At 30.8% G+C, this 15,074-nt stretch carries 14 protein-coding genes (1 of these 14 cut by a window edge); 6 read left to right on the top strand and 8 right to left on the bottom strand.

The annotated features are described in order from the left end of the window. Nucleotides 1–4: 4 nt before the first annotated feature. From lepB to ACSIGC_RS04500, 5 genes are all read right to left on the bottom strand, one after another. Nucleotides 5–1,570 (bottom strand): signal peptidase I, encoded by a 1,566-nt coding sequence (gene lepB / locus ACSIGC_RS04520; protein ID WP_442266967.1) that lies wholly within the window; start codon nt 1,568–1,570, stop codon nt 5–7. A 73-nt stretch (nt 1,571–1,643) separates the two neighbouring features. Then, the gene (dapB, locus tag ACSIGC_RS04515; protein ID WP_442266966.1) at nt 1,644–2,345 is read right to left on the bottom strand and encodes a 4-hydroxy-tetrahydrodipicolinate reductase; all 702 of its coding nucleotides are present in this window, start codon (nt 2,343–2,345) and stop codon (nt 1,644–1,646) included. A 1-nt stretch (nt 2,346) separates the two neighbouring features. Further along, a complete protein-coding gene (locus tag ACSIGC_RS04510; RefSeq protein WP_442266965.1) occupies nt 2,347–2,898 on the bottom strand; it encodes a DUF5683 domain-containing protein in 552 nt (183 codons plus the stop codon). Nucleotides 2,899–2,933: 35 nt separating this feature from the next. Next, nucleotides 2,934–3,821 carry a ParB/RepB/Spo0J family partition protein gene (locus tag ACSIGC_RS04505; protein ID WP_442266964.1) on the bottom strand — a complete coding sequence of 296 codons (888 nt, stop codon included), beginning with the start codon at nt 3,819–3,821 and terminating at the stop codon, nt 2,934–2,936. Nucleotide 3,822: 1 nt separating this feature from the next. Further along, complete coding sequence (locus ACSIGC_RS04500; RefSeq protein WP_442266963.1) at nt 3,823–4,587, bottom strand: ParA family protein; 765 nt, start codon at nt 4,585–4,587, stop codon at nt 3,823–3,825. Nucleotides 4,588–4,887: 300 nt separating this feature from the next. Between ACSIGC_RS04500 and ACSIGC_RS04495 the strand changes: the two genes are divergently transcribed. Further along, a complete protein-coding gene (locus tag ACSIGC_RS04495; protein WP_442266962.1) occupies nt 4,888–5,862 on the top strand; it encodes a hypothetical protein in 975 nt (324 codons plus the stop codon). An 85-nt stretch (nt 5,863–5,947) separates the two neighbouring features. Here ACSIGC_RS04495 and dnaN read toward each other — a convergent pair whose 3' ends face one another. Together dnaN and ACSIGC_RS04485 are read right to left on the bottom strand one after the other, a co-directional pair. Then, nucleotides 5,948–7,066: a DNA polymerase III subunit beta gene (dnaN, locus tag ACSIGC_RS04490; RefSeq protein WP_442266961.1), complete on the bottom strand. Its 1,119-nt coding sequence runs from the start codon at nt 7,064–7,066 to the stop codon at nt 5,948–5,950. A 90-nt stretch (nt 7,067–7,156) separates the two neighbouring features. Further along, nucleotides 7,157–8,095 carry a lipid A deacylase LpxR family protein gene (locus ACSIGC_RS04485; protein WP_442266960.1) on the bottom strand — a complete coding sequence of 313 codons (939 nt, stop codon included), beginning with the start codon at nt 8,093–8,095 and terminating at the stop codon, nt 7,157–7,159. Between the two features lie 73 nt (nt 8,096–8,168). On the opposite strand from ACSIGC_RS04485, the gene ppk2 (ACSIGC_RS04480) reads away from it, so the two are divergent. Together ppk2 (ACSIGC_RS04480) and ppk2 (ACSIGC_RS04475) are read left to right on the top strand one after the other, a co-directional pair. Further along, nucleotides 8,169–9,026: a polyphosphate kinase 2 gene (gene ppk2 / locus ACSIGC_RS04480; protein ID WP_442266959.1), complete on the top strand. Its 858-nt coding sequence runs from the start codon at nt 8,169–8,171 to the stop codon at nt 9,024–9,026. Nucleotides 9,027–9,056: 30 nt separating this feature from the next. Then, nucleotides 9,057–9,836 carry a polyphosphate kinase 2 gene (ppk2, locus tag ACSIGC_RS04475; protein WP_442266958.1) on the top strand — a complete coding sequence of 260 codons (780 nt, stop codon included), beginning with the start codon at nt 9,057–9,059 and terminating at the stop codon, nt 9,834–9,836. Between the two features lie 22 nt (nt 9,837–9,858). Here ppk2 (ACSIGC_RS04475) and ACSIGC_RS04470 read toward each other — a convergent pair whose 3' ends face one another. Continuing rightward, complete coding sequence (locus ACSIGC_RS04470) at nt 9,859–10,494, bottom strand: hypothetical protein (RefSeq protein ID WP_442266957.1); 636 nt, start codon at nt 10,492–10,494, stop codon at nt 9,859–9,861. A gap of 106 nt (nt 10,495–10,600) precedes the next feature. On the opposite strand from ACSIGC_RS04470, the gene ACSIGC_RS04465 reads away from it, so the two are divergent. From ACSIGC_RS04465 to ACSIGC_RS04455, 3 genes are all read left to right on the top strand, one after another. Continuing rightward, entirely contained in the window at nt 10,601–11,149 is a 549-nt protein-coding gene (locus tag ACSIGC_RS04465) for a Smr/MutS family protein (RefSeq protein ID WP_442266956.1), read from the top strand. A gap of 30 nt (nt 11,150–11,179) precedes the next feature. Beyond that, a complete protein-coding gene (locus tag ACSIGC_RS04460) occupies nt 11,180–12,316 on the top strand; it encodes a cysteine desulfurase family protein (RefSeq protein ID WP_442266955.1) in 1,137 nt (378 codons plus the stop codon). A 505-nt stretch (nt 12,317–12,821) separates the two neighbouring features. Then, a protein-coding gene (locus ACSIGC_RS04455) for a cadherin-like domain-containing protein (RefSeq protein WP_442266954.1) crosses the window boundary here: on the top strand, nt 12,822–15,074 show its 5' portion. 25,299 nt of this gene lie beyond the right edge of the window; only the first 2,253 of its 27,552 coding nucleotides appear in the window; it begins with the start codon at nt 12,822–12,824; the stop codon falls past the right edge of the window.

The raw sequence follows: 15,074 nt of genomic DNA, 5'->3' as shown, positions 1-15,074 counted from the left end.
ATTCTTATGCTTTTTTCTTTTTTGGCATAAATACAAAAGCTAAAATTCCTAAAGCTGCAGCTATACCAAACCAAAAATATGATTTAGATTCTCCGTTAGTTACTGTTGTAAACATTCTATCCCAACGAATTTTTCCAGTGTCTTTATCATAACTAAACCAAACCATTACAGGAGTACCAATAACATGATCGAAAGGAACATAGCCCCAAGCTCTTGCATCTAAAGAGTTTTGCCTGTTGTCTCCCATCATCCAGTAATAATCTTGTTTAAAAGTATATGAATCTGCTTTTTTTCCGTTGATATAAATATCGTCACCGAAATAAGTTAATTCATTTTTCTCGTATTCTTGAATTATTCTTTTATAAAAAGGAATACTTTCAGCATTTAAAGCTACTGTTGCCCCTTTTTTAGGAATGTAAATAGGTCCAAAATTGTCTCCAGACCAAGGATATTTAGGGTTGTGAGGAAAAATACTATCATCATAATATCCTTTTGGAGTATTTGTTTTTTCAATACTCTTAACTTTAGGATTTTTCTTAAAAGCAGCTGCTTCAGCATCTGTTAACGTTAAATAATACCTTCCATCATTAAATATTTTAGCTTCCCTAATGTTATAACGTTTAAAATCACCAGCAGATAATTGTTCTCCATTAGTGTCTACAATAAAGTTCCACTGTGGCTTAGCACTTTTAGGAAGTATAGTTCTCTTACCGTTGATATAAATATAACCATCCTTAATCTCTAAACTATCACCAGCAATACCGACACAACGCTTAACTAAGTTTGTTTTTTTGTCGATTGGTTTGTAATAATTTCTGTCAGAAGTAAGGATATTCATGTTTCTTAACGTATCTGCAGGCTGACCAAAAACTACAATATCATTTCGTTTGATTTTCTTTAAACCAGGTAGCCTCATGTAAGGCAACTGTAGTTTATTTATTAAAGAGTTATTTCGGTTCTCATAATCATCGCTAAACATATAAGATTTAGTTCCTAAACCAGGAATACTATCGTGAATCATAGGTAATGAAACTGTAGTCATAGGAACTCTAGATCCATAATGAAATTTACTAACGAATAAGTAATCACCTATTAATAAAGTTTTTTCAAGAGAAGAAGAAGGAATTACATAAGGTCTAATAAAATAGTTGTGTACTATGGTTGCTGCGATAATAGCAAAAGCTATAGAACTAACCCATTCACCCGCAGTTGTAGGAGCTTTTAAGGCTCTTTTTTGATCATATTGTGAATCATTAAAATATGAAATGTAGAAAATGTAAAATCCTAAAGTAATTATAGCTAAAATCGAATCTTTTGTAGATTTAAATCCAAAGCTACGGCAAGTTTCTATCCAAATTACAGGAAACATAATAAGGTTTACTGTTGGTATAAATAATAAAATTACCCACCATTTAGGTCTTTTTAAAATACCTAATAAAACTATAGCGTTATATACAGGTACGGCAGCTTCCCAAGCTTTTCTTCCTGCTTTAACATATAATTTCCAAGTTCCTAAAAAGTGGATGAATTGGATAATTAAAAATAAAATAAACCATCCTGTAAATGACATAATTTCTCTAGTTTAGTTTTTTATCAATATAAAGACGCAATCTACATTTTTTCGTTAAAATAGCTAGTCTACTTTAACCAATGTTTAACACATCTTTCATGGTGAATACTCCTTGTTTGTTTTTTAACCATTCTGCAGCAATAACAGCTCCTAAAGCGAAACCTTGTCTGTTATGAGCTGTGTGCTTTATTTCAATGGAATCAACTACAGAGTTGTAATTAATTGTATGTGTACCAGGTACATCAGGAGTTCTCACTGCTGTAATTGGAATAACTTCTTCAGAAGCTTCTCCATCTAACTCCCAAGATTTTCTGTTGGTATGATCTATTATTCCTTCAGCTAAAGTAATTGCAGTACCACTTGGTGCGTCGAGTTTTTTAGTATGATGAATTTCTTCAATATCAACTTTGTATTGATCTAAAGAAGCCATCATTTTAGCTAATTGATTATTTAATTCAAAAAATATATTAACGCCTAAGCTAAAGTTTGAAGCATAAATAAATCCTCCATTATTTTCTTTACATACAGCTAAAGCATCATCATATTTGTCTAACCATCCAGTAGTTCCTGAAACTACAGGAACATTATTTTTAAAACAATTTGTGATATTGTTGTAAGCTGCGCTAGGAATACTGAAGTCTATAGCTACATCTGCTGTTGTAATATCGTAACTTTCTTCTCCATTATCTCTAATTACGATTTCATGACCTCTTTGTTGGGCAATTTTTTCTATTTCTTTACCCATTCTTCCGTAACCTAATAAGGCTATTTTCATCTTAAAAAGTATATTTTAAAGTTAAACCTAGTTTTGGTGTAGTGTCGTAAGCATCTCTACTAGGTATTGCAGCTGGACTTAAAGATAAATCATCACTGTCGTCAAATTGAATTAAATGAGCTGTAACACTGGCTTCAACTATTTGCAAAACATAAATAAGTACTGTTGTTAGTAGTGATAAATCTCTATTTTGTCTTAACTGGCGTTGTGCACTTTCTAACCCAGCTGTTGAAATAATTTCAGTTCCGTCTGCTAAAGTAAATTCATCTGGTAATCCTGCACTTCTTTGTCTAAAAGCTGTCCTAAATCGGTCGTATTCATTACTATTATCTATAAAGAAATAAATACTAGTTGCCATTCCTCCATAAATAAGAGGTAATTGCCACCAATATCGATTATTATATATTTGGCCAGCTCCAGGAATTATAGCGGAGTAAAAAGCCGCTTTTGAAGGTGATAAAGGATTGTATTGTACTTTAGGCGACTTCAGTTGTAATTGTGAAACTTCTTGTACCTGAGTAGAATCTTTTTGTGCATACAAATTAGTACACACTAAAAATAGTATTATGTAATAAAGTTTTTTCAATTCTATTTTAGCAAATCTTTTATTCTATTAAAGTCTTCTATGGATGTAAAAGGAATAGAAATTTTTCCTTTTCCATTATTTCCTACAGTAACGTTAATTTTAGCATCAAAAAATTGATTAAAATCTTGAATACTATTTGTTATAGAAGATGGTAAAGTTTTTTTCTTACTAGCTTTTGCTAAATTTCCTGATTTTAATGCTCTTACTAAATCTTCTGTTTGTCTAACAGATAATTTATCTCGCAAGATTTTTTCATAAATTTTAAGTTGATCCGACGGATTTTCAACATTAATTAAAGCTCTACCATGTCCCATAGAAATGAATGCATCTCTCATTCCTGTTTGGATAATAGGATCTAACTTTAATAAACGTAAATAGTTAGTTACTGTAGATCTTTTTTTACCAACTCGAATACTTAATTGTTCTTGAGTTAATTTGATTTCGTCTATTAACCTTTGGTAAGACAAAGCAACTTCAATTGGATCTAAATTTTTCCTTTGAATGTTTTCCACTAACGCCATTTCTAGCATTTCTTGGTCGTTAGCTATACGAATATAAGCAGGTACAGTAGTGTTACCAACTAATTTAGAAGCTCTAAAACGTCTTTCTCCAGAAACTAATTGAAATTTGTCTTCAGCTAATTTTCTAACAGTAATAGGTTGAATGACACCAAGTTCCCTGATAGAATTTGCTAATTCTTGAAGTGCATCTTCATCAAAATAAGTTCTTGGTTGAAAAGGATTTACTTCAATTAAATTTAAATCAATTTCAATAATACTACCAACAACTTTATCTGCGTTTTTATCTGAAGCAGAATTAACTTCTGCAGTTTCTTTTAACAAAGCTGATAATCCTCTTCCTAATGCTTGCTTCTTTGTTGCTTTTGCCATTTTATGAGTTCTTATTTATAATTTCATTTGCTAAGTTAATATAATTTACAGCACCTTTACTTGTGGCATCATATGAAATTATACTTTCTCCGTAACTCGGAGCTTCACTTAAACGTATATTTCTGTGAACTATTGTTTCAAAAACCATAGAGTTAAAATGCTTTCTTACTTCATCTACTACCTGATTAGATAAACGTAATCTAGCATCATACATAGTTAATAGTAAACCTTCGATTTCTAGTTCTTTATTATGTATTTTTTGAACACTTTTAATCGTGTTTAATAATTTCCCTAATCCTTCTAAAGCAAAGTATTCACATTGAATAGGTATAATTACAGCATTAGAAGCTACTAAAGAATTAAGTGTTATCAATCCTAATGAAGGAGCACAATCGATTAAAATATAATCGTAATCGTTTTCTAATTCTTTTAATGATTTCTTAAGCATATATTCACGCTCAATTTTGTCAACAAGTTCAATCTCAATAGCAACTAGGTCAATATGAGCAGGCACTAAATCAACATTAGGAGATTCTGTTTTTACTATAGCTTCTTTTACGGTGGCAGTATGTTCTAAAACTTGATAAGTTCCAATATCAACACTATCTACATCAATGCCTAACCCAGAAGTTGCGTTTGCTTGGGGATCTGCATCAATAAGTAAAACTTTTTTTTCTAATACGCCTAAAGCCGCGGCTAAGTTTACAGAAGTTGTAGTTTTTCCAACTCCTCCTTTTTGATTTGCTATTGCAATGATTTTACTCATACTTCTCATGTATTTACCGAACGTAAAAATACAATTATTTATGACTTAATAAATACTAAAATATTAACAAAAAAAATAATAGTGGTTTAAGGATTTCTTCACTGTTTTTTTTGAGGGGGTTTTCACTATTTAAAATAGGATTTAACATGCTATGTGAAATTCATCTTGAAACTATGTTTGCAGTGTTGTTTTTATCAATCAACTTAAAAAAACAATTGTTTTAAAGGAGTGATCAACCTTAAAATCGCGGAAGCCGAAAAGCGCATGAGTAGGTGAAAAACTAATTAAATAAAATTTATAATGAAAAAAATGTTTTTTTTAATCATGATGGCAATCATGGTTATAGGATGTAAAGATGAAGAAATTATTAAAGAGTCAAATGAAACAGAAAAGTTAGCTGCTATTTCTAGTAAAGGAAGAGAAGTAGGAATGCTAAGGTTTGGTTCTGTAAGAGAATTGGAAGCTTTTGTAGCTGAACGAGTTGAATCTAAGTCAGATTTATTAGATGAGGCAAGAGCCTTTTCTGATAAAGGAATTTACAATCCTTTATTGATGGTGTATAACTTAGAGGCTGAAGAAGCAAAAGAATTAGGAATTGAAGAAAAAAATATCCCTACTGTTGCTTCTGATGATGATATGTTATTATTGATGTTAAACCAAGATGGAGAAATAGGTATAGAAGATAAAATCTTTAGAATCGATGAAGATTTTGTATATACTTATGTAGAAGGTGGAGGTGATGAAATTGATACTTTTCTTGAAAAATATAATGGAGGAGGTATTAAAATGGAAAATGGTCAAACAATTGAATTCAGTAAAGGATTAACTGTTTACAAACATGATAATGCTATTAAAGATGGTAGAGAGAATCTTGTAGCTAGAAATCAAACAGGTTTTGATAATTTCAATAATAACCATAGAATGAAGTCAAGACAATTTCATGGATATTGGGTGTTTTACAGTTCTATTGGGGCTAAAACTTTAGTAGAGCAGCGCAGAAGATTTTTATGGTGGTCTTGGTGGAAAAATATCAGAGCAAATAATAGTTTACAGTTTGAATTATCATACAGAGTAAATTCAACATTTGGTTTCCCACCTGTATTTTTAAATGCATCAGGAAGTAGTGGATGTACGAATTGTAACCAACATCAAAGAATTTATAATTGGTCTGTTGGTTTTCCAGCAGCTCCAAATGTTTACGTTCCTTTAGATGGAATGACTAGACATCAAGCAACTTGGAATGGAATAACAAGAACAAGAACATTATTCTATTAAGTTTTAGTAATAATTGTTTAGCAAAAAAAAAAGTCCTGATGAAATTTCACCAGGACTTTTTTATTTTATATCAAATTGAAAATAATTATCCGTTTAACATTACTGGCATAACTAACATAGTAACGTGTTCTCCTTCTTCAGTACCGTCAATTGGAGTTAAAATTCCAGCTCTATTTGGTAAGCTCATTTCTAATTGAACATCATTAGCATTCAAATTGTTTAACATTTCGCTTAAAAAACGAGAGTTAAAACCAATTTGCATATCATCACCCTGATAATCACAATTTAAACGCTCATCAGCTTTGTTTGCGTAGTCTAAATCTTCTGCAGAAATATTTAACTCAGTACCAGCCATTTTTAAACGGATTTGATGAGTTGTTTTGCTAGAGAAAATAGAAACACGTTTTACAGAGTTTAAGAAAGAAGCTCTGTCTACTGTTAATTTATTTGGGTTTTCCTTTGGAATTACAGCTTCGTAATTTGGGTATTTACCATCAATTAAACGACAAACTAATACTACATTATCAAAAGTAAATTTTGCGTTAGTGTCATTGTATTCAATAGTTACATTTTCTTCAGAACCTCCAAGTATACCTTTTAAAATATTTAAAGGTTTCTTAGGCATAATAAATTCAGCAGACTTATCTGCAGAAACATCAGTTCTAGTGTACTTTACTAATTTGTGAGCATCAGTAGCTACAAAAGTTAATTCTTTAGAGTTAAACTGAAAAAACACGCCACTCATTACAGGTCTTAAATCATCATTACCTGCTGCAAAAATGGTTTTAGAAATTGCTGTAGATAAAACATGTGAAGGAACATCTGTGCTGCTTGGAGAAGGTAATTCTATCGCTTTCGGGAATTCTTCTCCATCATAGTAAGCCATGTCATATTTTCCTTGTTCTGAATTAATTTCAATTGTATTTTCTCCTTCAGTTTTGAATGTTAAAGGTTGATCAGGGAAAGTTTTTAATGTATCTAAAAGTAAACGAGCATTAATTGCAATTGAACCTGTATCTGTACTTTCTACATTTACAACAGCGCTCATAGTTGTTTCAAGATCCGAAGCAGAGGCTTTTAGTTGGTTTTCTGAAAGTTCAAATAAAAAGTTGTCTAAAATAGGCAAGGTGTTATTGCTGTTGATTACTCCACCTAAAATTTGTAGTTGTTTTAGTAAATGTGAACTAGATACAATAAATTTCATTGTTTTTTTCTAAAGAATTTGATGTACAAAGATATTCTATTCCGTTTATTTTAAAAATTATTTTATCAACATTGTTGTTCTTATTGTTGATTAGTTGAAAAGATAATTAATACCAATACTTCCATATATGTTTCCACTAGGAACTTTAACGCTTTTTAATTTCTTGGTATGATGAATAATAGCATACTTAAAATTAAATCTGTTGGCTGTGAATTTAAAGCCTAATTCTGTAGTTAATACAATAGGTTTAAGTTCGTATGTGATTGGATTGTTTGTATTTAAAAAGCTTCCTTGTATTGTGGCGTCATAAATTGCATATCGAAGCATAGGATTCACATAGAAAAGAACTTCAATTTCGTTGTTGAAATCAGTGATTTTATTATTTAGGTTGCTGTTAAAAGCTGTACTGTTGGCAATATTTTGTAGTGGTTTAATTCCAATTCTAGATAAAAAACCAGTAGAAATATCAGAAAATACAGTTCCTACATTAGCTATATTCATCCAATTGAAGTCAATATATTTTGATGTTGCGAGTTGTTTTGTGAATTCTACACTGAAATTTAAAGCAAAAGCATCTTGTATTTGATATTTCCATCCTGTAGCAGGTTCAAAACCATAAATATCATGAACAAAATTCATAGATTCTTCACCAAAAGCTGAAGGGCCAATCACTCCAACTTCGCTATTAATTCTTAGAAAAGAATTCTTTTTAAAGAAATAACTAATGCCGAATCCACCAAATAAATAACCAGCAAAAGGTCTATCATGTTCGCTTAAAAATTGAACATTTGCTTTAAAAGGAGAGTATAGTTTTTGTCCAATCTGAAAATTATAAATCTTTTTTTGAATTTTATCTGATTTCTTTGTGCTTAAGTAAGAGTAGTTTAAAAAAGCACCGTTAGTATAGTACCTGTCCTGATAGAATGATATGTATAAATCATTGTCGTTAACAAAACTGAATTGTTTTGAAAATTTTTCCTGACCATAGCAACTAATAACAAGAAAGAGTAATAAAAATGTTTTTTTCACTAGACGAAAATAACAAAAAAACATGATAGTTTTCTAATGAAGAATTTTTAATTTAGTTGAAGTTTTATTGAGTATGGATAATAAAGTAAAAATTACTGAACAAGATTTTTTGAGGATTAAAACAAATGAAGAGCTGTTAGCTTTTATTGATGAGAATAATATTCCGTTTAAATCTGTAGAAAAAGATTTAGCTTATGAAAAAGAGCTTAAAAAATTACAGATAGAATTAGTGAAACTCCAGCAATGGATAGCAAAGAATAATAAAAGGGTTGCGGTTATTTTTGAAGGTAGAGATGCGGCAGGAAAAGGAGGTAACATAAGAAGGTTTATGGAACATTTAAATCCTAGGTCTTCTCGATTGGTTGCTTTGAATAAACCTACAGAAGTAGAAATGGGGCAATGGTATTTTCAGCGTTACATAAAAGAGTTGCCAAATCCAGGAGAAATTGTTTTTTTTGATAGAAGTTGGTATAATAGAGCAGTGGTAGAGCCTGTTATGGGATTTTGTACTGAGGCTCAGTATAGGAAATTCTTGGTTCAGGTTCCAGAGTTTGAGCATATGTTGTATGAAGATGGAGTTGTGGTAATTAAGTTCTGGTTGTCGATTACTAAAAAGGAACAATTAAAAAGATTTGAAGCTAGAATGGATAATCCGTTAAAGCATTGGAAATTTAGTCCTGTAGATAAAAAAGGTCAAGAGTTATGGGATAGATATACTTATTATAAAGGAGAAATGTTCACCAATACTCATACTACTTATTGTCCTTGGACTATTATTAAAACAAATAGTAAGAAAACTGCCAGATTAGAAGCGATTCGTCATGTGTTATCTAAGTTCGATTATGATGGGAAAGAAGATGCGATGACATATTTAAATCCAGATCCAAATATTGTAATGAGGTATTATAGGTCTGTTGTTCAAAACGATTAAAATTTTATGGAAAGTAAAAGGAATTCTAAAATGAATCTATCAGAAAGGGATGTGGAAAATTTAAGTTCAAAAGATGGGCTTAAAGCTATACTTTCAAGAGAACCATATAATATAGATAAAGCATTAAGATATGTTAATTATCTGCATAAACTTGAAGAATTACAGGTTGAGTTAATTAGGTTGCAAACTTGGGCAATTGAGCATAACGAAAGGATTATAATTTTATTTGAAGGTAGAGATGCAGCTGGAAAAGGCGGTGCGATTAGAAGAATAACAGAAAGGATAAATCCACGTCATATGAGAATTGTGGCTTTACCAAAGCCGACCGAAGAGCAAAAAACACAATGGTATTTTCAGCGTTATGTAGAACAATTTCCAAAAGCTGGAGAGTTGGTGTTGTTTGATAGAAGTTGGTATAATAGGGCAGTAGTTGAACCGGTAAACGGTTTTTGTTCAGAACAGGAATATAAAGTTTTTATGAAGCAGGTAAACGGATTTGAAAAAATGATTTTACAATCAGGAATTCGTTTAGTGAAAATTTATATGTCTATTTCTAAAAAGGAACAACAAAAACGTTTTGATGATATTAAAAATGATCCTCTTAAGCAATGGAAGATGACTCGTGTAGATGAAAGAGCTCAAGAACTTTGGGATAATTATACGGTGTATAAAAAGAAAATGTTTAAAAAAACGAATACAGAATTATCGCCATGGAAAATCATAAGAGCTAATAGGAAAACAGAAGCTAGAATAGAATGTATAGAACATATCCTAGATAGTATTCCTTATGATAAAAATACTGAGATTTAAAAAATGATAAAAAAGATTACTTTTAAGAAAGTAATCTTTTTACTTCTTCAAAAACTAAAAATAATTCACCAGCAATTTTTTTGCTAGTTTCTAAATATTTTTCGTTTTGAATATCTGTATTGTCAGCTATTTTAGGGTCTGTATATGGTAAATGAAATCGATGAATTGCATCTGGAATAAAAGGGCAGTTTTCATCGGCATCATCACAGGTAGTTATAGCTAAATATGGGTAATCATTATTTTGATTGTCGTAAGTTTTAGAAAAGCCCTTAATAGATTTTTTAGATCCTTTAAATGAAATTAAATATAAAGGATTTTGATGAGAAAAATCTTCAACGCTAAAATCAAAACTTGTTTTTTGTAAGCATTTTACTGTGTTTCTATGAAAAGCAGTGGTTTCAGTTCCGCCTGAATAAGCAAAAATGTTGTTAAGTTTAAAATATTCTATAGCGAAAAAAGACCAAACTTGTGCCATTTGACTCCTTCTAGAATTATGTGTGCAAATAAAATTTAGGTTGATTTTGTCTCTGTCCTCTAATTCTTCTGCAATCTTGTCTGCGATTGAATACAATAAATCTTTCCTCTCTTCTGAAACAATTAAATCTTTCTTGGAGTCTTCAAAAAAAACTTTAGTTTCGAAATTAGTAGTTTTTATCATTATTTTAATAGTGTTTTAAGGGGACTATAAGTGTATTTTTGCTATTATTTATTAAGTACAAAAGTAATAAAGAGATCTGTATCTTTTTTTTAATTTAAAGTTAACTATGTGTTTAGGAATTGGTAATAAAGTAGCTGTTTTAGATGATGTTATTAAAGGTGTTGTGGTTAAAATTAATAAAGATGAAGTTCTTATTAGGACAGACGATGGAATGGAAATGTGGTTTGTTTCTTCAGATTTAGTGAAGATAGGTGTAGAGCAAAATAAAATATCTGGATATTCTAAAAATGATAATCGATTTTTAAGGCAAAAAGAAACTGTAGATGCTGGTAATAAAAAGAAAACTTCATTCATTAAAAATAAAAATGAAGTTGTAATGGAGGTCGATTTGCATATAGAAAAATTAGTAAAGTCTAGGAAAGGAATGGATAATTATGATATACTTTCTGTTCAAATTGATACGGCTAAACGAAAAATAGAATATTGTATTCAAAAGAAGATTTCTAAAATTATTTTTATTCATGGGGTTGGTGAAGGTGTTTTAAAATCTGAGCTACATTATTTATTAAATAGGTATCCTGTTAAGTTTTATGATGCGTCTTATCAAAAATATGGATTAGGAGCAACGGAGGTTTATGTGTATCAGAATCAATAAATCTGTATTTTTGTACATTATATATAAGGTATGAAAAAAGTCTATTTTGATAATGCTGCTACTACACCAATGCTGAAAGAAGTGGTAGATGTGATGATGGAGTCAATGAATAATAACTATGGTAATCCTTCTTCTATTCATGAAATGGGAAGAAAGGCTAAGGTTGTTTTAGAAACTGCTAGAAAAAAAATAGCAGGTTTTTTAAATGTTTCTTCTGCTGAAATTGTGTTTACTTCAGGAGGAACTGAAGCTAATAATTTGGTGTTACGAAATGCTATAGAAAACCTTAATGTAAAACGTGTTATTACTTCAAAGATAGAGCATCATGCTGTTTTGGATGTTTTGTTAGAGTTGAATAAAACGTATGATTTTGAAATAGAGTATGTTGAACTTAATGATAAAGGAGAAGTTGATCTAGAAGATTTAAAAACAAAATTAACTAAAGGTGAAAGATTAACTTTAGTTAGTTTAATGTGGGTGAATAATGAGCTTGGTAATATTTTACCTGTTGAAAAGGTGGGCGAGCTGTGTAGAGAAAATAATGCTTTTTTTCATACCGATGCTGTTCAGGCTGTCGGTCATTTTCATATTGATTTAAAGAAGTTGAATATTGATTTTTTAGTGGCTAGTGCACATAAGTTTCATGGACCTAAAGGTGTTGGTTTTCTTTATGTAAGGAAGAATCTTTCTTTTAAATCGATGTTTTTTGGTGGAGGTCAGGAAAAAGGAAAGCGATCTGGGACAGAAAATTTACATTCAATTTTAGGTATGCAAAAGGCATTAGAGATTTCGTTGTCTGATTTAGATAGTGATATGATAAAGATTAAAATGTTAAAACAACACTTTATTTCTGAATTGGGAAATGAAATTCCAAACGTTTTATTCAATGGGGTTTCGCAAGATTTAGAAAAGTCATCATCTACAATTTTAAATGTAAGATTTCCTGTTGAAAATAAAATGTTATTATTCAATTTAGATTTGAACGGTGTTTTTGCTTCTGGGGGAAGTGCGTGTCAAAGTGGAGCCTCAAAAAAATCACATGTACTTGTTGAAATCCTAAATGAAGAGGAAATTCAAAAATCATCTGTTCGTTTTTCTTTTAGTAAGTTTTCTACTAAAGAAGAGGTGGATTTTATTGTTGAAAAACTAAAAAGGTTAATATCTTAGATTTCTGCTGTTTTTTTAAGAGATGTTTTACGAGTGGGTTGGTGTTTTTTTTAAACCTCTTAAAAGGTCTAATTTTAATTTTCTTTTATAGTTTTTTATGATTCGAATTATTTTTTAAATAGTTTTTAGTTATTTCACTATGATTGAATTTTTATTTCTTTAAAAATACTTTAACTTATTGTTGAGTTTTCTGATTGATTTTTGATTGATGCCTTAAATGAATTATTTTTTTGTTTTAAAAAGTGACTTTTTTAAAATAAAAGTTTCTAAAAAAAATAGTAGGTAATATATTTTTTAATTATATATTTGCATACGAAATATGTTCCCCCCGCTTTCAAGTTTAATAACTTGTAATAAGGGTCTTTACTTTGAGATAATTATACGGAGGGAAATATTTTTTACTTCTCTACATATTTTCATATATAAGATTTTTTTACATTTTTTTAATATTTGATAGCTGATTAAGAGTATAGTTAAGTAAGTTTTCAAATCAGAAGTTATCATAATGAGAAACTTTTACCCTTTTAAATCCCCAAAAGTGAGGTTGTTCTTTGCTTTATTGTTTTTTGTGTCTTTTTCACAAGTTTTTTCACAAGTAACTATAGCGGATGCAGATCAAAATGTGTCTGGTACTATAACATTTACAGATACAGGTGGAGCTGGTGCTAATTACACAAATAACGAAAATCATTCAATCACATTTACTTCAACAACTGGTGGTCCACTTGTGGTTGATTTTAGTTCGTTTTCTGTTGAGAGTACAGGATTTGGTAGCTGTTATGATTTATTGTCTATTTACGATGGTAGTGATAATACAGGTACTTTATTAGGGCAATTTTGTGATGATTTCCCTCCTCCTACAGGCTTTATAAGTTCAATAGGAACTCAATTACATTTTGTGTTTACTTCAGATAATATTGAAACAAGGGCAGGGTGGGTTGCTTCTATTTATCCATCTCCTGCAGACCCTGTTTATCCTAATACAGATGGAGATGCTTATGATAACTCAGTAGATGCAGATGATGATAATGATGGTATCTTAGATTTTGTTGAATTAGGTACGTGTTCAGGTACAGTTGTTATCGATTGGAGTACATATTATACTTCTGGTGATAGTTCTGGAGGAACTGTTTTAACAAATGGGCAAGATCCTTTAACAAGTCCTAATTTAACAAGTACTAATGGTGTAGGGGTAACTTTGCAAAGAGAAGTTACAACTGCATTTGCTAACCAACAATATAGAATTAATGATGTTTATGGACCAGCAGGAGATGGTATTTATACCTTACTTCAAAGTTCGTTAACCCCTGGGACAGGTGAGTCTATACAGAGATTTATATTTGATCAACCTGTTTTTGATTTAGCATTTACAATTTTTGATGTAGATACAGGGGGTAATTTTACAGATCAAATAGATGTTATTATTACGTTAGCAGATGGTTCTACTCATACCTTAGATCCGTCTGAATATACAGCAGATGTAAGTCAAACTGTTTCAGGAAATACAATTACTGGAGGAGGAACTGATGTTGATTTTGTTCTTAATGGTATTCAAGCTTGGGTAATTCAGTTCGAATTAAGATATAGAAATGTTAATGCTACACCTTCAGGTAATCAAGGTTTAGCATTTGGAGATTTTTCATTTTGTGCAGCTATAGATAAAGATACAGATGGCGATGGTACTCCAGATTATTTAGATGAAGATTCTGATGGCGATGGTTGTTTTGATGCAATTGAAGGAGGAGGGGCATTAACACTTACTCAAGTAGATGGTTCTGGACGAATTATAAGTGGAGTAGATGGAAATGGAGTTCCAACTCTTGTTGGATCTGGACAAACGGTAGGTACTTCAACTGATATATCCACTGTTGATAATCAATGTGATGATGATGGAGATGGAGTGCCAAACGTAAGTGATATTTGTAATGGTTTTGATGATACAGTTGATGCTGATTCAGATTCTATTCCTGATGGTTGTGATTTAGATGATGATAATGATGGTATATTGGATGAAGAAGAAACGGGTTCTTGTGCTACTGCAATTATAGAAGGATACAGTGTTAAGGTTTATGACGGAATTTCAGGTCAAAATTCATGGAGTGTACTTTCTAGTACAACAACTTTTCCAGTAACTGGTTTTTCTCAACTTGCTACTTTTGATTATGATGAATTTGATTTAACACCGAATGGTTTTAGTATAGATTTTGCTGAGCATCCATACAATCTATTAACTTCAACAGATGGTGATGTTTCTAATTATTCAGGAGGAACTATACCAAATGATGGTTTAGATAATGATGCTGCAATTTTATTTTCTAAGACAATTAATCAAACAGAAGCAGGTATATATAATTTTGATATAGATCATGGAGATGATCATATTTTCCTTTATATAAATGGGGTTAAGCAATATCAAGCTCAAAATGCTTATTCTTCATTTGCACAAGATGGTAGTTATAGTACTCAAATTACTGGTTTAACACTTAATGCAGGTGATGTTTTAAGTGTTTTAGTAGTTGAAGAACACATTATAAATACCGCGTTAGACGTAAGATTTGTTAAAACAGCCAACATAGGAGGAGGTGCACCTACTTGTCCAATTGATACAGATGGAGATGGAATTCCTAATCACTTAGATTTAGATTCTGATGGAGATGGTTGTTCAGACGCAATAGAGTCTGGAGGGATAGATGTTTCTCCAGCTGATGGTAGATTAGATGGAACCGGTTTTAATGGATCAGGCTTAGTTACAGGAGGA

The organism is Tenacibaculum aquaeponti (genome assembly GCF_052084715.1).
Taxonomy (GTDB): Bacteria; Bacteroidota; Bacteroidia; order Flavobacteriales; family Flavobacteriaceae; genus Polaribacter.
The sequence above is the reverse complement of the archived record's forward strand: the minus strand, read 5'-3'. Positions and strand labels throughout refer to the sequence as shown.

Excerpts from the sequence above, each read along its gene's own strand:
- ppk2 (WP_442266959.1), top strand. The coding sequence starts at position 8,169 with ATGGATAATAAAGTAAAAATTACTGAACAAGATTTTTTGAGGATTAAA.
- lepB (WP_442266967.1), bottom strand. The coding sequence starts at position 1,570 with ATGTCATTTACAGGATGGTTTATTTTATTTTTAATTATCCAATTCATC.
- ACSIGC_RS04465 (WP_442266956.1), top strand. The coding sequence starts at position 10,601 with ATGTGTTTAGGAATTGGTAATAAAGTAGCTGTTTTAGATGATGTTATT.
- dnaN (WP_442266961.1), bottom strand. The coding sequence starts at position 7,066 with ATGAAATTTATTGTATCTAGTTCACATTTACTAAAACAACTACAAATT.
- ACSIGC_RS04470 (WP_442266957.1), bottom strand. The coding sequence starts at position 10,494 with ATGATAAAAACTACTAATTTCGAAACTAAAGTTTTTTTTGAAGACTCC.
- ACSIGC_RS04500 (WP_442266963.1), bottom strand. The coding sequence starts at position 4,587 with ATGAGTAAAATCATTGCAATAGCAAATCAAAAAGGAGGAGTTGGAAAA.
- dapB (WP_442266966.1), bottom strand. The coding sequence starts at position 2,345 with ATGAAAATAGCCTTATTAGGTTACGGAAGAATGGGTAAAGAAATAGAA.
- ACSIGC_RS04495 (WP_442266962.1), top strand. The coding sequence starts at position 4,888 with ATGAAAAAAATGTTTTTTTTAATCATGATGGCAATCATGGTTATAGGA.
- ppk2 (WP_442266958.1), top strand. The coding sequence starts at position 9,057 with ATGAATCTATCAGAAAGGGATGTGGAAAATTTAAGTTCAAAAGATGGG.
- ACSIGC_RS04505 (WP_442266964.1), bottom strand. The coding sequence starts at position 3,821 with ATGGCAAAAGCAACAAAGAAGCAAGCATTAGGAAGAGGATTATCAGCT.
- ACSIGC_RS04460 (WP_442266955.1), top strand. The coding sequence starts at position 11,180 with ATGAAAAAAGTCTATTTTGATAATGCTGCTACTACACCAATGCTGAAA.